This is a genomic window from Streptomyces sp. NPDC034111 (genome assembly GCF_055575375.1).
Genome location: NZ_JBVIST010000001.1, coordinates 588,128 through 602,730, shown reverse-complemented (window position 1 = coordinate 602,730; position 14,603 = coordinate 588,128). Strand labels below are relative to the sequence as shown.

The window sequence follows — 14,603 nt, the reverse complement described above, 5'->3', positions numbered from 1 at the left end:
GGCGGTCTGCGTGCTCGCCGCCGTGTGCGTGTCGGCGGACGGGTTGATCGGCCAGCCGGGGTGATCAGGCCGCCGCTCCTCGAAGTGGGCGGTCAGCGTGTACGGCGGGGGCTGGGTGGCGCGGCCGGGGAGCAGGCCGCCTCTTCCGGTGCCGCAGGGAGGCCGGCTGGGTGGTTTGGTGAGGACGCCACAGCCGCGCGAGCACGGGTGGTGTGTGTCACGGAGGGGACCTTGTGCCGCGACGGGAGCGGCAGCTCGGCCAGAGGCGGGGCATCCTGCGGCGTCGCGTCCGGCAAGGCCGATAGATCGAGCTGCGCGTCGGCCAACCGGTCGCCGAGGAAGGCGACATGGTGCGCAATCGAGCGCAGATGCTGGCCCAGTTCCCGGCCGTTGGGGGTGTCGAGTCGCTCGCACCAAGCAGCGGCAGTGTCGATGAACTCCTCCAGATCGCCTACGGCACCGTGGTGCTCATCGAGGACCTGCTCCAGAACCTCGGCGACGTCGGCCGAGCGACGCAGCTCGTGCAGCTCGCCGGTTAGCGCGGTCAACGACTGCCCAGGCTGGATCGTGCGTGCGGTCACGCCCTCCGGTGCAGGGATGGGGGGCGGCAGCATGATGCGAGGGTCGGCGGCAACGGTGAGGCCGGCGTCCTGGAATTCGCGGGTGGCGGCGGCCACTGTCCGCACTGCGGTGTTGTGCGGGGTGCCCTCCGGCAGGAGATAGACGTCCAGGTCCTGGCTGTAGCGGAAGTGGTGCTTGCGCAGGACCTCATCCAGGTGCGGCTGGTTATCCGCGACGGCGGCGGCCACACCGAGATCGGGGTGGACTCCGAAGGCCACGTCGGGCTCGTAGGGCAGTTTCATCGCGAAGACTCCTTCGAGTCGGAGGCGTTAGCGGGCGCGGACCGGCTGCTGGGTGGCGGAAGCCCCGCGGTATGTGGCGGCGACGGCCGGTCGTTGTGGCAGTGCGACGCCTGCACGGGCCGGGGAGATGGCGATGGCGGCCTGAGCGCGGCGCTGCATCATCGACAACCTCGGATCACGACGCCCGTTGCCGGGCATCGCGTAGAAGACGTCGAACGCGCGACCGGTGTGCTCCAGCCGGGCCTCGACGTACCGCAGATCGCCTTCACCGTGGAGCAGCAGTCCCTCGCGGGTACGTACGTCGGTGCCGACGGCCCGCAGCGTTCCCTCGGGATCGCGTACCTGGTCGTGCACGACGATCCGGGCAGCTCGGATATCGGCATCGAGCACACGGGCGGAAGCGAAGGCCGCCTCCCCGGCATTGGGCACCTGCGCGGCGGAACGGTTCTCCGGCCGGCTGAGGAGACCTCGGTCGGTGTGGAGCGGGGTGCGGGGATTGAGGTCGTACGCGGCGTCGGACGTGACGGTGTACTGCGCGGCCCGCAGGGACTGGACCGCCCGTTGCCCTCGGCGGGTCGGGTCGCGGGCCGGCTCGGTGAGGGCGTAGAGGTCGCTGCCGGGCAGCCGCTCGAAGCCGACCCGCCGCAGCATGTGGTCGGCGACGTGGTTGTCGTGCGAAACCGCTGCCACGACGCCGTAGCGGTCGTGGTGGCTGACGGTGATGTGCGGACGTGTTTCCGCCACGAGAAGTGCACCTCGCAGAGGTTGGGGCCGTGCGGACGACGAGGATGCGGCCCGAAGACGGGTTTGGTGATGCCGGGAATTTGCGCTAGCGCAAGCGAGGCCAGCGGCTCTGGCCCTGGGCGATCGGTGCGCTTGACCGGGGCGTGGAGCTGGGGCGCGCCGCTTCAGCCATGACGGGTCCCGGTGCGTCCCGAGGTGCTACCTGGTGACCACCAGCCGTGCGGCGAGTTTCATCAAGGGCACCGAAGGGGCCTGTGGCCAAAGGGATGTGGCCCTGGGCGGCGTTGGCCTTCGCCGCGTCGATGTACAGCTGGACGAGCCGACGTGCGGCACGGCGGATTGTGTTCTTCAGAGGCATGGGAATGGATTCCTTCAGATGCTTAAGGAAGGGGAGGCGGAGGGAGCCGAAGTGCGGCTCGGCTCCCTCCGAGGCATGAGCACGGCGAAAGGCGCTGCTCAGGCATGCATCCGGGCGTCTGTGTCGAACAGCTCGCGTTCGCGTGGGTGGAGGAGGTGTTGAGTAATGAACGACCTGCCCGCGACCTTCCACAGACCACGCCCCTTGGTGAGGGCGGACACTGCCTGGGTCTCCACGCCTGTCAGCCCCAACAGGGCGGCGGCGGAGGTGAGTTGGTCGGCTTCCTGACGGTAGATGATCCGGGTCGAACAGTCGGTGAGCAGACCCTCCGCCAACGCCCGGCCCCGGGAGCCGGCATCGCCCGCAGTCAGCAGATCGCTCAGGCGGTGAATCACCATGAGGTTCGCGATGCCAAGACCACGCGAGAGCTTCCACTGGCTCTGCATGCGCTCCAGCAGCGCGACGTGCCGCATCACGCGCCATGCCTCGTCGTAGATCACCCAGCGCCGCCCGCCGGTGGGGTCGGCGAGCGCGGACTCCATCCACGCCGAGGCACACGTCATGGCCAGGACGAGGGCGGTGTCGTCGCCGGCCCCGCCCAGCCGCGAGAGATCGATGGACAGCATCGGCGCACTCGGGTCGAAGGCGACGGTGCTGGGGGCGTCAAACATCCCGGCCAGGTCACCGTGCACGAGTCGCCGCACTGCGTGGGCGAGGTCTTCGGCCGCGTGTCCGAGGCGGCCGGTCAGTTCGCCGAGCGCGGAGTCGAGCCGCTCGGGGGAACCAAGTACGTGCGCGACGTCGCCCAGCAACGGGGTGGTGCCGTGTGCTGCGGCGTGGGCGACGGCCTGATCGAGCGCCACATCGAGAGCGGTGTGCTCCATCGGGTGAAGTTCTCGTCGCAGGACCGTCTTTGCGAGCGACCCGAGGAGGAGAAGACGCCGCTTGCGGACCTCATTGCCCCAGTCCTCCTCGCCGACGCCGTGCGGCCGCGCAGGCGCGTCCAGAGGATTCAATCGCCCCGGCAGGCCGGGGCCGAGGGCGATGGTCTGGCCGCCCAGCTCCTGGGCAACGACGGTCCACTCGCCCTTCGGATCGCAGGGCACGTAGATCCGGTAGCCGAAGGCCACGGCCCGCAGAGCGAGGGACTTGGCCAGGGCGGACTTGCCCATGCCGATGATCCCGGCGAGCAGGATGTTCGGATTGGTGAAGCCATCGAGGCGCCCGTACAGAGCGAACGGATCGTACGTAAACGCCGCCTCGGCGTGTACGTCACGGCCTATGTAGATGCCCTGGGCGCCGAGGCCGCCCTCGGCGAGGAAGGGATACGCGCCGGATGCGGTGGCAGTCGTCATGCGGTGGGCGGGGAGCTTGAGACGGCCGCCGCGGGCGCCGGCCGGACCGGGTCGGCCGGCGGCCGGGTAGGTGGCCCGCAGCTCGGGGTCGATGCCCGGTTCGGTGCGGCGTGCTTGGGGGCGTGAGGCGTCGCGGGCCTGGTCGCGGGCAGCGGCGAACTGGTCGCGGGCGGCGCGGGCAGCGCGGCGGTCGCTTTTGCGAGGGACGAACAGCGGACTGGCGCTGGCACGGGTGCGGGTGGACATAGTGGTGGTGCTCCAGAGCGGTCAGTGGCGGATCAGGCCGGTGAAGGGGGCGCGCAGATCGGCCGGGGTGTGGTCAAGGCGGACTTGGGCGGAGGTGGCCAGGTGGCGTTGGCACACGGTGAGTTCCGGCGCACCCTCGGGGAGACGGGCCCGGCACGCCTCCCGGGTGAGGAGGCGGCCGGTGCCGGGGTGTGGGGCTGCGTGGTAGGCGTCGTGGAGGTGCTCGGCGGCTTGCCACAGCCGGATCCGGCAGGCCCTCAGGTGATCGCCCTCGGCCTCAGCTACCGGGGTGGTGCGGCTGGTGTGGGCGTCGAGGAGGCCGTACAGGGCGGTGAGGTGGGCGTGGAGGGCGTCCAGCTCGGTGCGGTGTGCGGCCACGGGCCCGGCGGGGAGGTTGATTGCTCGGTGGAAGTCGAGCGCCGCGGTGGCGAACGGGACGAAGTCCTCAGCCAGGTCGGGCAAGGGGGCGGTCGGCATGAAAGGGGCCCTTCGGTTGAGCGCGGTGGTGCAGCTGGGGCGCTAGGGGCGGGCCAGCGGGAGGGTGGCGTTGGTGAAGGCTTCGGCCTGCTGCCAGGTCAGCAGCCGCAGATCGAGGAGGGCGGATATCGCGGCCGTCTCGATCGCCGCGCAGGCGGCGTTGAGCTGCTCGTCGGTGTCGGCGCTGACGGTGAGCAGGCCGGTGAGGGCGACATCGGCGTGGCCGGCGATCAGCTGGCGCTCGCGCTGCTTGATGTCGGCGTACTCGACCGAGTCCTCTTCAGAGTCGACCTGGCCCTTGCGCTGCCGCTCGGCGGCATCCGCGATCACCGTGGCCTTCTTGCGCTGCACATCCTTGAGCGCGGCATCCAGCCCCTTGGGCGCGTAAGTCAGCGACAGCGTGCGGCGCACCCCCGATGTGAAGAGGAGCTGGTGCAGGAAACCGGGGGAGGTCTCGATGCGGGGCCAGTTCTCGACCCAGTACGTGGCGTGGCGGGCCGAGTCGGTCTGGATCCGGTCGGCCTTCTCCACCAGAACGACCGGGCCGGCAGCCGCCGGGTCGGCCTGCGGACGGCCGGCCTCCGACCACTGATCCAGGGCCGCGGACGCCTTCGGGTCGTAGGCGGTGCGGATCACAGCGGCGATCTCACTTGCCCCCAGCCATCCACTGGGCATGAGGCCGGAGTTGCGGGCGGCCTGGTCGAAGATGGAGGTGAGCTGGGACAGGACGGCGAAGGCACCGGTGAGTCCGCCCCCGGCCTGGTTGATCAGACGTCGGGCAGCCTTGAGATCGAGCGCGATCGCGACGTACGCCTCGTGCGGGGCTGCTGCGGGACCGGCGGCGGCCAGCAGTTCGCTGTAGATGGGTCCGGCCATGTGGGCGTCGGCGTTGCCGTGCTCGCTCCAGTAGCGGTTGAGCGCGTCGCCGGAGTCGGGAACGGTCCGCTCCAGCACCTGGACGCGGGCGATGTGACCGGTACGGGAGAGGGCGGCCAAGGTGCGGCCCCAGCCCGCGACATTGCTGGCCTGGGTTGCCGGATCCAGCAGGGCGAAGGCGCGGGAGGACACCTTCACCACAGCGGTCAGGGTGCCGTGGTGCGGGTCGTGCACCGCGCCGAACTGACCGTCGGGCGAGGTGGTCACCCGCAGGGAGGCGGCAGTGCCGGGCAGGTGGAGCAGGCCCTCGCGCCGGGGTCGGCGGGAGGGGCGGGCGAGCCAGATGAGCTGGCCCTTGAAACGCCGCAGCGCGTAACGCAGGGCGATGGGTGCCCAGTCGGCGAGGGACCGTCCGCGGTGGCGGATGAAGACCGCCGACAAGATGACCACCCACAGCGGGATGAGCTTGAGAGCCCCGGCGACGCCGGCGCGCATCAGCACCCCGAGCAGGGCCAGGCCGGTGAGGGTGACGACGATGAGCTGGGCGACCGAGAGGCCGAGCAGGATACCGCGGCGTGAGCGATGAGGGAACTTCACGGTGGCCGGGCCGTCAGGCTGAGGAGTGTCGGGATGCATGGCAAAGCCGTCCTTGGACGTGGTGAGAAAAGAAGTGGGAAGGGGGGCGGGCGGGCCGAGCGCGGCCAGGCGCCCGCCCCCGTCAGGTGAGGGCTACGAGCCTGAGCCACCCGGTGGCTTGGGGTAGATCCACCGCTGCGGCGTGGTACCGCCCTGCGGAGGAGGCCCACTTGCCGGTGGCGGCCCGCTGGGCCGTGGCGCAGGCGGGTCCATCCGCGTACCCGCTGCGGCCGAGGCGCCCTGGGGCACGGGCCCGGAGGAGACCGGTGCCGAGGCTGCCGCTGTGCCCGAGGTGGTCCCCTGGTCGTGGCGCTGGATCAGGGGCTGGCCGCGGTCGCCGTCCGTGGGAGGCCGCTGGATCAGCGACCGGCCCTTGTCGCCCGTGGCGTTGGGGTCCTCGCCGTAGCGGAAACGGGTCTGCTTCGGCTTACTGCCACCGCTCGAACCGCCGGTCGGATCAATGCCGGAGGCGACACCATCCGTGCCCTGGCCCGGCACCTTCGGCGGCCCCTGCGGAGCAGGCGTCCCCGTGCCCGCCTGCATGGCGAGCTGGCCTGCGGTCTTGGCCGCACCCGCCGCCACCGCCATGCCGGCGACGCCGGTGCGGTGCAGGTCATCGTGGCCCCCACCATCAGCGGCCCAGTGGATGAACTTGTAGGTGGCGTAGGGGCAGAGCATCACCAAGACCATCACGACGATGCCCGCGATCGCATCCGACAGGGCAGCGAGCCCACCGTGCGAGTCGGACTTGCCCATGGCCGAGACGCCCAGCAAGAACACGATCGTCATCAGCAGTTTGCTGACGACCAGGGTTGCCGTGGCCTCGACCCAGCCGCGGCGCCAGCGCCTGGCCACCTCCCAGCCCCCGCCGGCACCAGCGAAGACCGCCAGCGTGACCAAGACCAGGATGCCGACCTTGCGGGCAACCATCACAGCCCAGTACAAGAACGCCCCGATGGCGCAGCCGAGCGCGATGATCGAGGGGACACCCCAGCCCAGGCCATACATCGCCCCCAGCTCATTGACCTTGATCATGCGGCGAACCGCATCATCAACAGAACTGTTGGCCGCCTTGAACAGACCGGCACTGAGCGCGTCGACCACAGTGATGGCGACGGTGGTACAGGCGATGGCAGCGAAGGCGAAGAAAACGCCCACCATGGTCCCGAACGCAGCCTGGGCAAGGGCACGTTCATCCCTACGCCAGGCAGCACGAGTGAGCTGCAGGCAGAACGTGCCCACCGTCAGGATCAACCCGATCGGCAACAGCAGCTCGTAGTTGTTGCGGAACCACTCGGCATTCAGATCGATAGCGGTGGTCTGATCGACCGCCTTGGACGCGAGGTCGGCCGCGGACTGGGCCACCTCGCCCATCGACTTGGCGATCCAAGCACCGATGCCATCGGTGACCGCCTCGCCGGTGGAGCTGACGACGCCGCCGACGGCGTCGCAGACCGTATTCATCAGAGGAAGGTCGCAGGCTCCCATCAGGGCACCTCCTTATCCGGGTTGAGGGCGGTCATGGCGCGGCGTTGGGCAGGACGGCTGCCAGCGCGCAGTTCTGGTGCGGGCGGCACTGGACGGCGAGGGTCATCGAACGGGCCTCGGCCCCGGCTCCTGACCCCTTCCAGGCGAGGGTCTGGTTGCCGGTGACCGTGACGGCGTAGACGTACGCCTCGGTGATCGCACCGGGATTCTGCGCCAAGGCGGTCTTGAACGCCTGCGGGAAGTGACCCTCGCCAACCGTGGCGCTCGCGTGCTGGCGGTTGTCATGCAGCCGCGACCACAGCACCGGGCTGGGCACCTGGTTGGTGACGGACTTCCAGTCGGCGTACTTCTTCTCGCCGGTCATCCACCGCTTCAGCCCGGCCAGATGCTCGGCCTGGGAGAACGAGCGAGTGTCGTACGTCCACAGGACCTTCGTGGCCGCCTTGGCGAACACGATCGGATCGCTCGTCTTCGGCGGCGCCGCGACAGCCACCCCCTTGCTGTCAGTCGCCTCGGGAGAGGGCGACGACTCCGGAGCGGACGCCGGCGGCGGAGAGGGCTTCGCCGAGGCTGGGCTGTCCGTACGGTTCAGATACGCGACGAGACCGGCGACGGCCAGCAGCACCGCGAAGATGATGCCGCCGATCAGCGAGCGCCGCAGCACCGAGGTCGGTTCTCCGTACGTGCGCTCCTCGGGAATGCGGAGACGTTTCTTCGGCATCAGTGGACCTGCGTTCCCATCGCGGAGAAGAACGCAACGATGCCGTTGGCCGCGCCCAGCAGCAGGGCGCAACCCGCGGCAACCGCCGTGCCCTTCTTGCCGTTGGCCTCCGCCTGGTGGCCGCCGCTGTGGTGGCCCCAGGCCCAGACGACCGCGGAGATAACCAGGGCGCCGACCGCGGCGATGATGCCGAACAGGTTGATACTGCCCATCACGTTCTTCAGGACATCGAGACCGGGAAGCCCGCCCTGCTTCGGCGTGACGCCGGGGTTGTAAGCCAGGTACTGGGCGTGCTGCATGAGTTTCATGGGAACTCCAGTGCGAATTAGGGCATGCGAAGGCCCGAAAGAGAGGAAGAGGAGAGGGGGAGAGAGGTCGGTCAGACGATGCGGCGGGCGGCGAGGACATCCGGCCGCCAGGAGGCGAGAGTCGAGATCTTGACCACGTCACCGGTCTTGGGAGCCTGGAGGATCAGCCCCTGGCCGATGAAGATCCCGACGTGTTCCGGCGCGGCTGCTGTGCCGCGGGTGAAGAGCAGATCGCCAGGCTTGAGGTCATCGACGCTGACCGCCTTACCCTCCTTCACCTGCGTGTACGTGGTCCGGGAGATCGAGACCCCGCCGGCCTTGTACGACGCCTGCATCAACGACGAGCAGTCACAGTGGCCCATCGGGTCCTGGCCGTGCGCATCGGTGCAGTGGCCACCCCACTGGTACGGGGTGCCGAGCTGACCCAGGCCCCAACGGATCGCCGTGCGAACCGACTTGGGCGCATCAGTCGGAATCTTGTAACCCTCGGGAACGGCCCCGGCAGGGATCGGGCCGAACCCGCTCCCGTCGCCTCCCGTACTGCACCCACCATCAGGGGCATCCGGCGTGGCGCCCTTATCGGAACCGTCCTTGGCCGGGAGGTTCTTGGCGATGGCCTTCTGAAGGGCCGTGGCCAGCGGTTCCCACTTGGCGTACGCATCGGGGAACCCGCTCGCCTGGACCGCCTGCGCGGCCTGGGCGACGGTCATCGACTGCCAGCCCGAGACCTTCAGCAGCGCCTCGTAGAACTTCGTCGAGGCGTGCACCGGATCCCGGACCTGCTGCGCGGTGCCCCAGCCCTGGCTGGGACGCTGCTGGAACAGACCGAGAGAATCCCGGTCGCCGTAGTCCAAGTTCCGCAGCCCCGACTCCTGCAAAGCAGTCGCCAGTGCAGCGATCTGCCCCCGCGCAGGCACCTTCATCGCGAGGCCGGTGGCCAGGATGGTCTTGGCGTTCGGTATCTGCTCCTTGGCGTTGTCCAGCCCCGCAACGGACACCGAACCCTTGCCACTGCCCTTGAGGATCGACTCCACCTGCTTGGCCACGGCCTTGGCGTCCACCGCACCGGCACCACCGGCTTCACCGCAGGCGGCCTGGGCGTTGCTGGCGCCGGCCAAGGCGACGGCGATGGGCGCGATCAACAGCACCGGGGCGAGGACAACGCCCCCGGCTATCGCAGCGACCTTCTTCACAGCCAGCCACCGGACGCTTGGCGTATCCGGAGATCCGGCTCGGGCGAGGGGCGCGCCTGGGCATGCTGCATCAGCAGCTCCTTACTCGTAGGCAGCGTGGCGCCGGCGTTCTCGTCGAAAAGGCCACCGGCACCACGCCGGTTAAACATTCGAAAGTCCCCGAAGGGAGGGCCGTGCTTCGAAGCTGCTAACTCCGAAGTGCCGGACCCTTTATCGCAACGCGGCAGCCAGCCGCGCCCGTAATCTCAGACGCCACATGATGCATTCCTCTCCCTCACATCCGTCAGGGTTTTCACGGGTGCCGAGCGGGCCGCCGATTGGACGAGGCAACACGCATCAGCACAGCCCAACAGGGCTGGGAACAGTCCCCGTCCTGCGAACACGCCGAGACTGTAGAGACAAAATCCGGCCGCCCCAAACGAGACGCGATCATGAAAGGAACGACCAAGATCACGTCATTGGGTGCGGCCGAAAAAAGGCGCTAACCTCCGGCCCACTGCTCACCCCAGGAACCGCCCATGCGGTTGTCCCGAGCAGCACTGGCACGCAAATCCCGTTCCAAGGGTGCGTGCATGAGGCCGTCTTCCGGAAAGAGAGATCCGCCGAATGTCGTCGTACACCCTGCACCGAGGCGATGCGCTTACCGTCCTGAAGTCCCTCCCGGACGAGAGCGTCGACAGCGTCATCACCGACCCGCCGTACAACTCCGGCGGGCGCACCAGCTCCGACCGCACCGCCCGCACCGCACGGGCGAAGTACACCAGCGGCGACGCCCGCCACGACCTGGCCAACTTCCCCGGGGAGAACCGCGACCAGCGCTCCTACCGCGCATGGCTGAGCGAACTGCTCACCGAGGCCTACCGCGTCAGCCGCGAACACGCCGTCGTCATGGTCTTCTCCGACTGGAGGCAGGACCCGACGACCTCGGACGCCCTGCAGATGGCCGGCTGGACCTGGTCCGGCACCATCCCGTGGATCAAGCCAGCCTCACGACCTCGCAAGGGCGGCCCGAAGCAGGACTCCGAGTTCATCCTCTGGGGCGTCAAGGGAAGCCTCGACAACACCCGCGACCTCTACCTGCCCGGCCACTACATCGCCTCCCAGCCCCGCAAGGACCGCGTCCACATCACCCAAAAGCCGGTCGAGGTCATGCAGCAGCTCGTCCAGGTCTGCCCGCCCGGCGGCACCGTCCTCGACCCCTTCACCGGCTCCGGCTCCACCGGCATCGCCGCACTGAAGGAAGGCCGCAACTTCATCGGCGTCGAACTCTCCGACCACTACGCAGGCATCGCTGAAACGCGCCTCCGCAGTGTCCTGACCCAGGACGACTTCGAACTCGCCGGACCCGAAGAGTGAGAGCCAGACACCCCAGCCGACCGGGCCAGAAGCAGAAAGGGCGGTTGCGGCATCGAAACCCGATGACGCAACCGCCCTTGACCGTCTCTGGAGTCACCCCATGTCGACACTCTGCCGGATCAGTTCACCGGCCCGAGCGAGATCATCACGCGATCTGATGCGCACCTCGACACCGTCCTTGATCCCCAGGCACCCCAGCCCGCGGACGTCCCTAGAGAAACCCTCCTCCAGCTCCACGGTGCCCGGGTCCAGCTTCAGGTTGACCACCAGCATCCGGTTGCGCGGCTGGACGCGCACCGTGGCGACATTCTTGATCCGCCGGTACGCGATGTAGTGCAACTGGGGCTCCTTCTGCACATCCCCATGGGACAGGAGCACCTCATCGAGCTCCGCGTACAGATCCTGAAGATCCTTCGGCGATTCGTCGAGGTACTGCTGAACCGACTTCGGCGAAATCGCACTGGAGACTCGGGACGCGGCGGGCGCCTTTCCTCGAGCCCGGGCTGCGGCGCCGGCAACGGAGGCGACCAGCTGCAGCGTAAGCACATCATCGAAGACCCGGTAGCTCACCAAGTCGATGCGACGGCCGATCATCTCGATGGCCACCGTGTCATGGTGCGTGAAGTTCCCGGCGATGCAGACGAGTCGGGGATTGCTCCAGTCGATCGCATCGGCCGCCTCGGTGCCGAGCTTCTCCTTGACCAGGCTCTCGAACTCGTGGTGGTGGTCGTGGAGCCACGACAGGTACGACAGTGCCTGATTCGTCACGTTCTGATCGAGGGAGCGCTTGTACTCCACGATGACCGGAGTCCCGTTCTCGTCCAGGCCCAAAGAGTCGATCCGGCCCCGGTGCCGACCCGTTGTGTACTCGCTGGCCAGGAAGCGGATGCCGAGCATCGCCTCCATGTTGGCCTCGATCAGCGACTGCAACTCGCGCTCCACACCCACGGACGCCCCGGGGATCTCGGTGGCTCGCCCGCCCCTCACCCTGAAGACCTTCAGGTTACTCACGTGCCTCCCGCCCTGGCTTGATCATTGCGAACGAACAATCGGCGACGGCGGTGGTTTATTCCGGCTGATGACCTGACTGCATCGTCACGAAGCTGCGCAACACCCCAGGGCGAGAGTTGCGTGAGGGCCCTGCTGTGCCGGGGTCGATACGATCGGTGGCTGGGCAGGACAGCAACGTCTTACGTGCTGGACGTTCGCAGTCTGGGCTCGGCTGTCCGTGGTGGCCGGTAGCCTGTTTCCACCCCTCGAGCATGACCTAGAAGGAGCGCAGAGTGACCGTGACCCTGCCGGAGCTTGAATCACGGCTGTGGGCTGCGGCCAACAGCCTCCGCGGACCTGTTGAGCATGCGGACTTCAAAGCCTATGTCTTCCCGGTGCTCTTCTTCAAACGCATCTCCGACACTTGGGACTACGAGCACCGGCGAGCACTTATTGATTTTGGTAACGACGAAACTCTAGCACTGCACCCCGATAACTATCGTTTCCAGGTGCCGGATGAGTGCCACTGGCGAGATATCCGCCGGAAACACAAGAATGTTGGTGTTCACCTTCAGACGGCGCTGGACCTGATTCAGCAGGCTAACCCGACTACTCTCGGGGGCATCTTTGGTGACGTGGCCTGGGGAAATACCGACCGTCTCCCCGAGCACGCGCTGAACAACTTGCTCAAGAGCTTTGATGAAATCAACCTTGATCCGGGTTCCGTCTCAGGAGACATGCTCGGTGCTGCTTACGAGTATCTTCTACGAGAGTTCGCTGAAGCTTCGGGAAAGAAGGCTGGCGAGTTCTTCACGCCGCCGCCAATTGTGCAGCTGCTCACGCACCTGTTGGATCCCCAGCCCGGCGAATCAATCTATGACCCGGCATGCGGTTCTGCAGGAATACTTGTAGAAGCGGTCAATGAGGTTCGGGATGCTGGCGGGGATACCCGCACGCTCCGACTGTACGGTCAGGAGGTAAACCTCACGACCGCAGCCATCGCGCGGATGAATCTCTACATCCACGATATCGAGGACTTTGATATCAAGCGTGGCGATACGCTCCGAACCCCTAAGTTTCATGATTCCCGCAATCAGTTGGCGCGATTCGATGTCGTGATCGCCAATCCTCCGTTCTCCCTAAAAAACTGGGGAGGTGAGGCGTGGCAGAACGACCCTTGGAAGCGATCATCCTGGGGAACGCCGCCCAAAGGTAATGGAGACTATGCATGGATTCAGCACATGGTCTCCTCTATGCATCCAAAGAAAGGGCGTGTCGGTGTAGTAATGCCGCACGGTGCCCTGTTTCGTGCTGCTGAAAGCGAGATTCGCGCCGGTCTGATCAACGAAAACCTGCTGGAGGCAGTGATTGGCCTGCCGCAGAATCTCTTCTACTCGACGTCCATCCCTGCTTGCATCATGATCTTCCGTGCGGTTAATTCTCGGATTCGGGAGAATAGGAAGGAGGAAGGGATTCTATTCATCGATGGATCGCAACGCTATGTCCGAGGGCGGACGCGAAACACGATGGATGCCTCGGACCTTAAGGCCATCATCGATAGCTACCGATCCGGCGAAGATGCCTTGGATGGCTCCGTAACAACCTACTGGGCCCCTCGTGCCGAGATCAAAAAGAATGGCTGGGACCTCAATCTTGGTCGGTATCTCAAGTCTGCCGTAGTTGAATCCGTAGACGTGCACTCAGCTCTGAAACACTTCCGTCAAGCTCAGGATTCTCTGCGTGAGGCGGAGAGTCGCTTCGATGCGAGACTGAAGGCGGCAGGCTATGAGCAGTAATTGGGAGACGCTCCCCCTTGGTGAAATCGCTAAGTTGGAGATCGAAACGATCGCCGTTGAGCCGGGCTCGAAGTTTGACTATGCGGGTGTTTACAATGAGGGGCGCGGTGTATTTAACCGCGGGGTGCTGAAAGATACTGAGACGAGCTATCCGAAGCTACATGTCCTGCGTCCCAATCGCATCGTCATGCGTAAGCTGACAGCTTGGGAAGGGCCTATTGCTGTCGTACCGGAGGAGTTCGATGGGTTTGTGGTGTCGCCCGAATTCCCCACCTTTCTTTTGGATTCGACTAGGATCACTCCAGAGTTTGCATCACTGATCTGCCAGAGGTCATCTTTCTGGGGGAAGATGGCAGAGAGAGCGACCGGCTCCGTCCAGCGTCGAAAGCGCGTCTCTCCGAGCCAGCTTCTCGCGATTGAGGTGTCCATTCCTTCAATCGCCGAGCAGTGGCGAATCGTCGATCTCATTTCATCTGCAGACTCTATGGTGTCGGCCTGCGAGCGTGCACTCCGCGCCGCTGTAGTTACCTCGGGGAGAGTGCGTGAGAATGAAATCTCGTCTCTCCCGAAGACGCCACTCCGCTCGCTAATTGAAAGGATCGAGGCCGGCAAGAGCTTCCAGGCCGAGCGTCGGCCCCCCAGCGCAGATGAGCGAGGCGTGCTGAAGGTATCTGCTATTCAGCAGGCTGGCTTTGTAGCAGAGGAGAGCAAGGCGGTGACTTCGGGTATCTTCCTGGACCCCCGGTGGGAGGTGCAGGAGGGCGATGTCCTGATGACTCGCGCAAACTCTCCCGAGAGAGTGGGGATGGTCTGCCGTGTGCATAAAGTTCGCCCAGGGTTGTTCCTCTGCGACAAGACGCTCAGACTCGTGAGCGATCCGGAGGTCGTTGATCCCGACTTTCTCGCATACGCAATGCAGACCGACGAGGTGCGCAGTCGCCTTACGGCCGCCGCCACCGGAACCAGCGCGTCGATGGTGAACGTTAGCCAGCAGAAGATCATGAGTCTGGAAGTGGCGTTTCCGGAACTTCCGCAACAGCAGAGAATTGCGGATCTGCTTCGTGCACAGGGGGAGACGGTGTCTGCGCTGGAGCGAAAGCTGGGATCTGCGAAGGATCTGCGAAATGCGCTTCTTGAAGATCTTCTCTCTGGGCGCCATCTGATTCCTGATAGTTATGACCACTTGTTGAACTGAG

13 protein-coding genes are annotated in these 14,603 nt (G+C 66.3%); 3 read left to right on the top strand and 10 right to left on the bottom strand.

Going from position 1 to position 14,603, the window contains the following annotated elements; all coding sequences use genetic code 11:
• Nucleotides 1-92 precede the first annotated feature (92 nt).
• The 9 genes from ACZ55A_RS02650 to ACZ55A_RS02610 all read right to left on the bottom strand — a co-directional run bounded on the left by ACZ55A_RS02650 (nt 93) and on the right by ACZ55A_RS02610 (nt 9,265).
• Nucleotides 93-863, bottom strand: a complete 771-nt coding sequence (locus tag ACZ55A_RS02650) for a hypothetical protein (protein WP_468832004.1) — start codon at nt 861-863, stop codon at nt 93-95.
• Between the two features lie 27 nt (nt 864-890).
• On the bottom strand, nt 891-1,607 hold the full coding sequence (locus ACZ55A_RS02645) for a hypothetical protein (RefSeq protein ID WP_468832002.1): 717 nt from the start codon (nt 1,605-1,607) through the stop codon (nt 891-893).
• 456 nt (nt 1,608-2,063) lie between these two features.
• Nucleotides 2,064-3,566 carry an ATP-binding protein gene (locus ACZ55A_RS02640; RefSeq protein ID WP_401854051.1) on the bottom strand — a complete coding sequence of 501 codons (1,503 nt, stop codon included), beginning with the start codon at nt 3,564-3,566 and terminating at the stop codon, nt 2,064-2,066.
• Between the two features lie 21 nt (nt 3,567-3,587).
• Nucleotides 3,588-4,043: a DUF6238 family protein gene (locus ACZ55A_RS02635; protein ID WP_238572552.1), complete on the bottom strand. Its 456-nt coding sequence runs from the start codon at nt 4,041-4,043 to the stop codon at nt 3,588-3,590.
• A gap of 42 nt (nt 4,044-4,085) precedes the next feature.
• The gene (locus ACZ55A_RS02630; RefSeq protein ID WP_468831995.1) at nt 4,086-5,555 is read right to left on the bottom strand and encodes an SCO6880 family protein; all 1,470 of its coding nucleotides are present in this window, start codon (nt 5,553-5,555) and stop codon (nt 4,086-4,088) included.
• A gap of 93 nt (nt 5,556-5,648) precedes the next feature.
• Nucleotides 5,649-7,043 carry an SCO6881 family protein gene (locus ACZ55A_RS02625; RefSeq protein ID WP_401854060.1) on the bottom strand — a complete coding sequence of 465 codons (1,395 nt, stop codon included), beginning with the start codon at nt 7,041-7,043 and terminating at the stop codon, nt 5,649-5,651.
• Between the two features lie 31 nt (nt 7,044-7,074).
• Complete coding sequence (locus ACZ55A_RS02620) at nt 7,075-7,764, bottom strand: hypothetical protein (protein WP_468831990.1); 690 nt, start codon at nt 7,762-7,764, stop codon at nt 7,075-7,077.
• Nucleotides 7,764-8,072 (bottom strand): DUF6112 family protein, encoded by a 309-nt coding sequence (locus tag ACZ55A_RS02615; RefSeq protein ID WP_046929256.1) that lies wholly within the window; start codon nt 8,070-8,072, stop codon nt 7,764-7,766. The genes ACZ55A_RS02620 and ACZ55A_RS02615 overlap by 1 nt, the downstream gene beginning before the upstream one ends.
• Nucleotides 8,073-8,143: 71 nt before the next feature.
• Nucleotides 8,144-9,265, bottom strand: coding sequence for a C40 family peptidase (locus ACZ55A_RS02610; RefSeq protein ID WP_401854065.1), 1,122 nt, complete (start codon nt 9,263-9,265; stop codon nt 8,144-8,146).
• Nucleotides 9,266-9,871: 606 nt separating this feature from the next.
• On the opposite strand from ACZ55A_RS02610, the gene ACZ55A_RS02605 reads away from it, so the two are divergent.
• Nucleotides 9,872-10,621, top strand: coding sequence for a DNA-methyltransferase (locus tag ACZ55A_RS02605; protein WP_401854068.1), 750 nt, complete (start codon nt 9,872-9,874; stop codon nt 10,619-10,621).
• Between the two features lie 93 nt (nt 10,622-10,714).
• Here the strand turns inward: ACZ55A_RS02605 and ACZ55A_RS02600 are convergent, their stop codons facing one another.
• Complete coding sequence (locus ACZ55A_RS02600; RefSeq protein WP_401854071.1) at nt 10,715-11,632, bottom strand: DUF5655 domain-containing protein; 918 nt, start codon at nt 11,630-11,632, stop codon at nt 10,715-10,717.
• 272 nt (nt 11,633-11,904) lie between these two features.
• On the opposite strand from ACZ55A_RS02600, the gene ACZ55A_RS02595 reads away from it, so the two are divergent.
• Both ACZ55A_RS02595 and ACZ55A_RS02590 read left to right on the top strand, forming a co-directional pair.
• A complete protein-coding gene (locus ACZ55A_RS02595; protein WP_238572545.1) occupies nt 11,905-13,407 on the top strand; it encodes a type I restriction-modification system subunit M in 1,503 nt (500 codons plus the stop codon).
• On the top strand, nt 13,397-14,602 hold the full coding sequence (locus ACZ55A_RS02590) for a restriction endonuclease subunit S (protein ID WP_238572544.1): 1,206 nt from the start codon (nt 13,397-13,399) through the stop codon (nt 14,600-14,602). Before ACZ55A_RS02595 ends, ACZ55A_RS02590 begins: the two co-directional genes overlap by 11 nt.
• The last annotated feature ends 1 nt before the right edge of the window (nt 14,603 follow it).

Bases quoted from the DNA above. Each gene is read 5' to 3' on its own strand.
- ACZ55A_RS02650 (WP_468832004.1), bottom strand. From the start codon at position 863: ATGAAACTGCCCTACGAGCCCGACGTGGCCTTCGGAGTCCACCCCGAT.
- ACZ55A_RS02640 (WP_401854051.1), bottom strand. From the start codon at position 3,566: ATGTCCACCCGCACCCGTGCCAGCGCCAGTCCGCTGTTCGTCCCTCGC.
- ACZ55A_RS02635 (WP_238572552.1), bottom strand. From the start codon at position 4,043: ATGCCGACCGCCCCCTTGCCCGACCTGGCTGAGGACTTCGTCCCGTTC.
- ACZ55A_RS02630 (WP_468831995.1), bottom strand. From the start codon at position 5,555: ATGCATCCCGACACTCCTCAGCCTGACGGCCCGGCCACCGTGAAGTTC.
- ACZ55A_RS02625 (WP_401854060.1), bottom strand. From the start codon at position 7,043: ATGGGAGCCTGCGACCTTCCTCTGATGAATACGGTCTGCGACGCCGTC.
- ACZ55A_RS02620 (WP_468831990.1), bottom strand. From the start codon at position 7,764: ATGCCGAAGAAACGTCTCCGCATTCCCGAGGAGCGCACGTACGGAGAA.
- ACZ55A_RS02615 (WP_046929256.1), bottom strand. From the start codon at position 8,072: ATGAAACTCATGCAGCACGCCCAGTACCTGGCTTACAACCCCGGCGTC.
- ACZ55A_RS02605 (WP_401854068.1), top strand. From the start codon at position 9,872: ATGTCGTCGTACACCCTGCACCGAGGCGATGCGCTTACCGTCCTGAAG.
- ACZ55A_RS02590 (WP_238572544.1), top strand. From the start codon at position 13,397: ATGAGCAGTAATTGGGAGACGCTCCCCCTTGGTGAAATCGCTAAGTTG.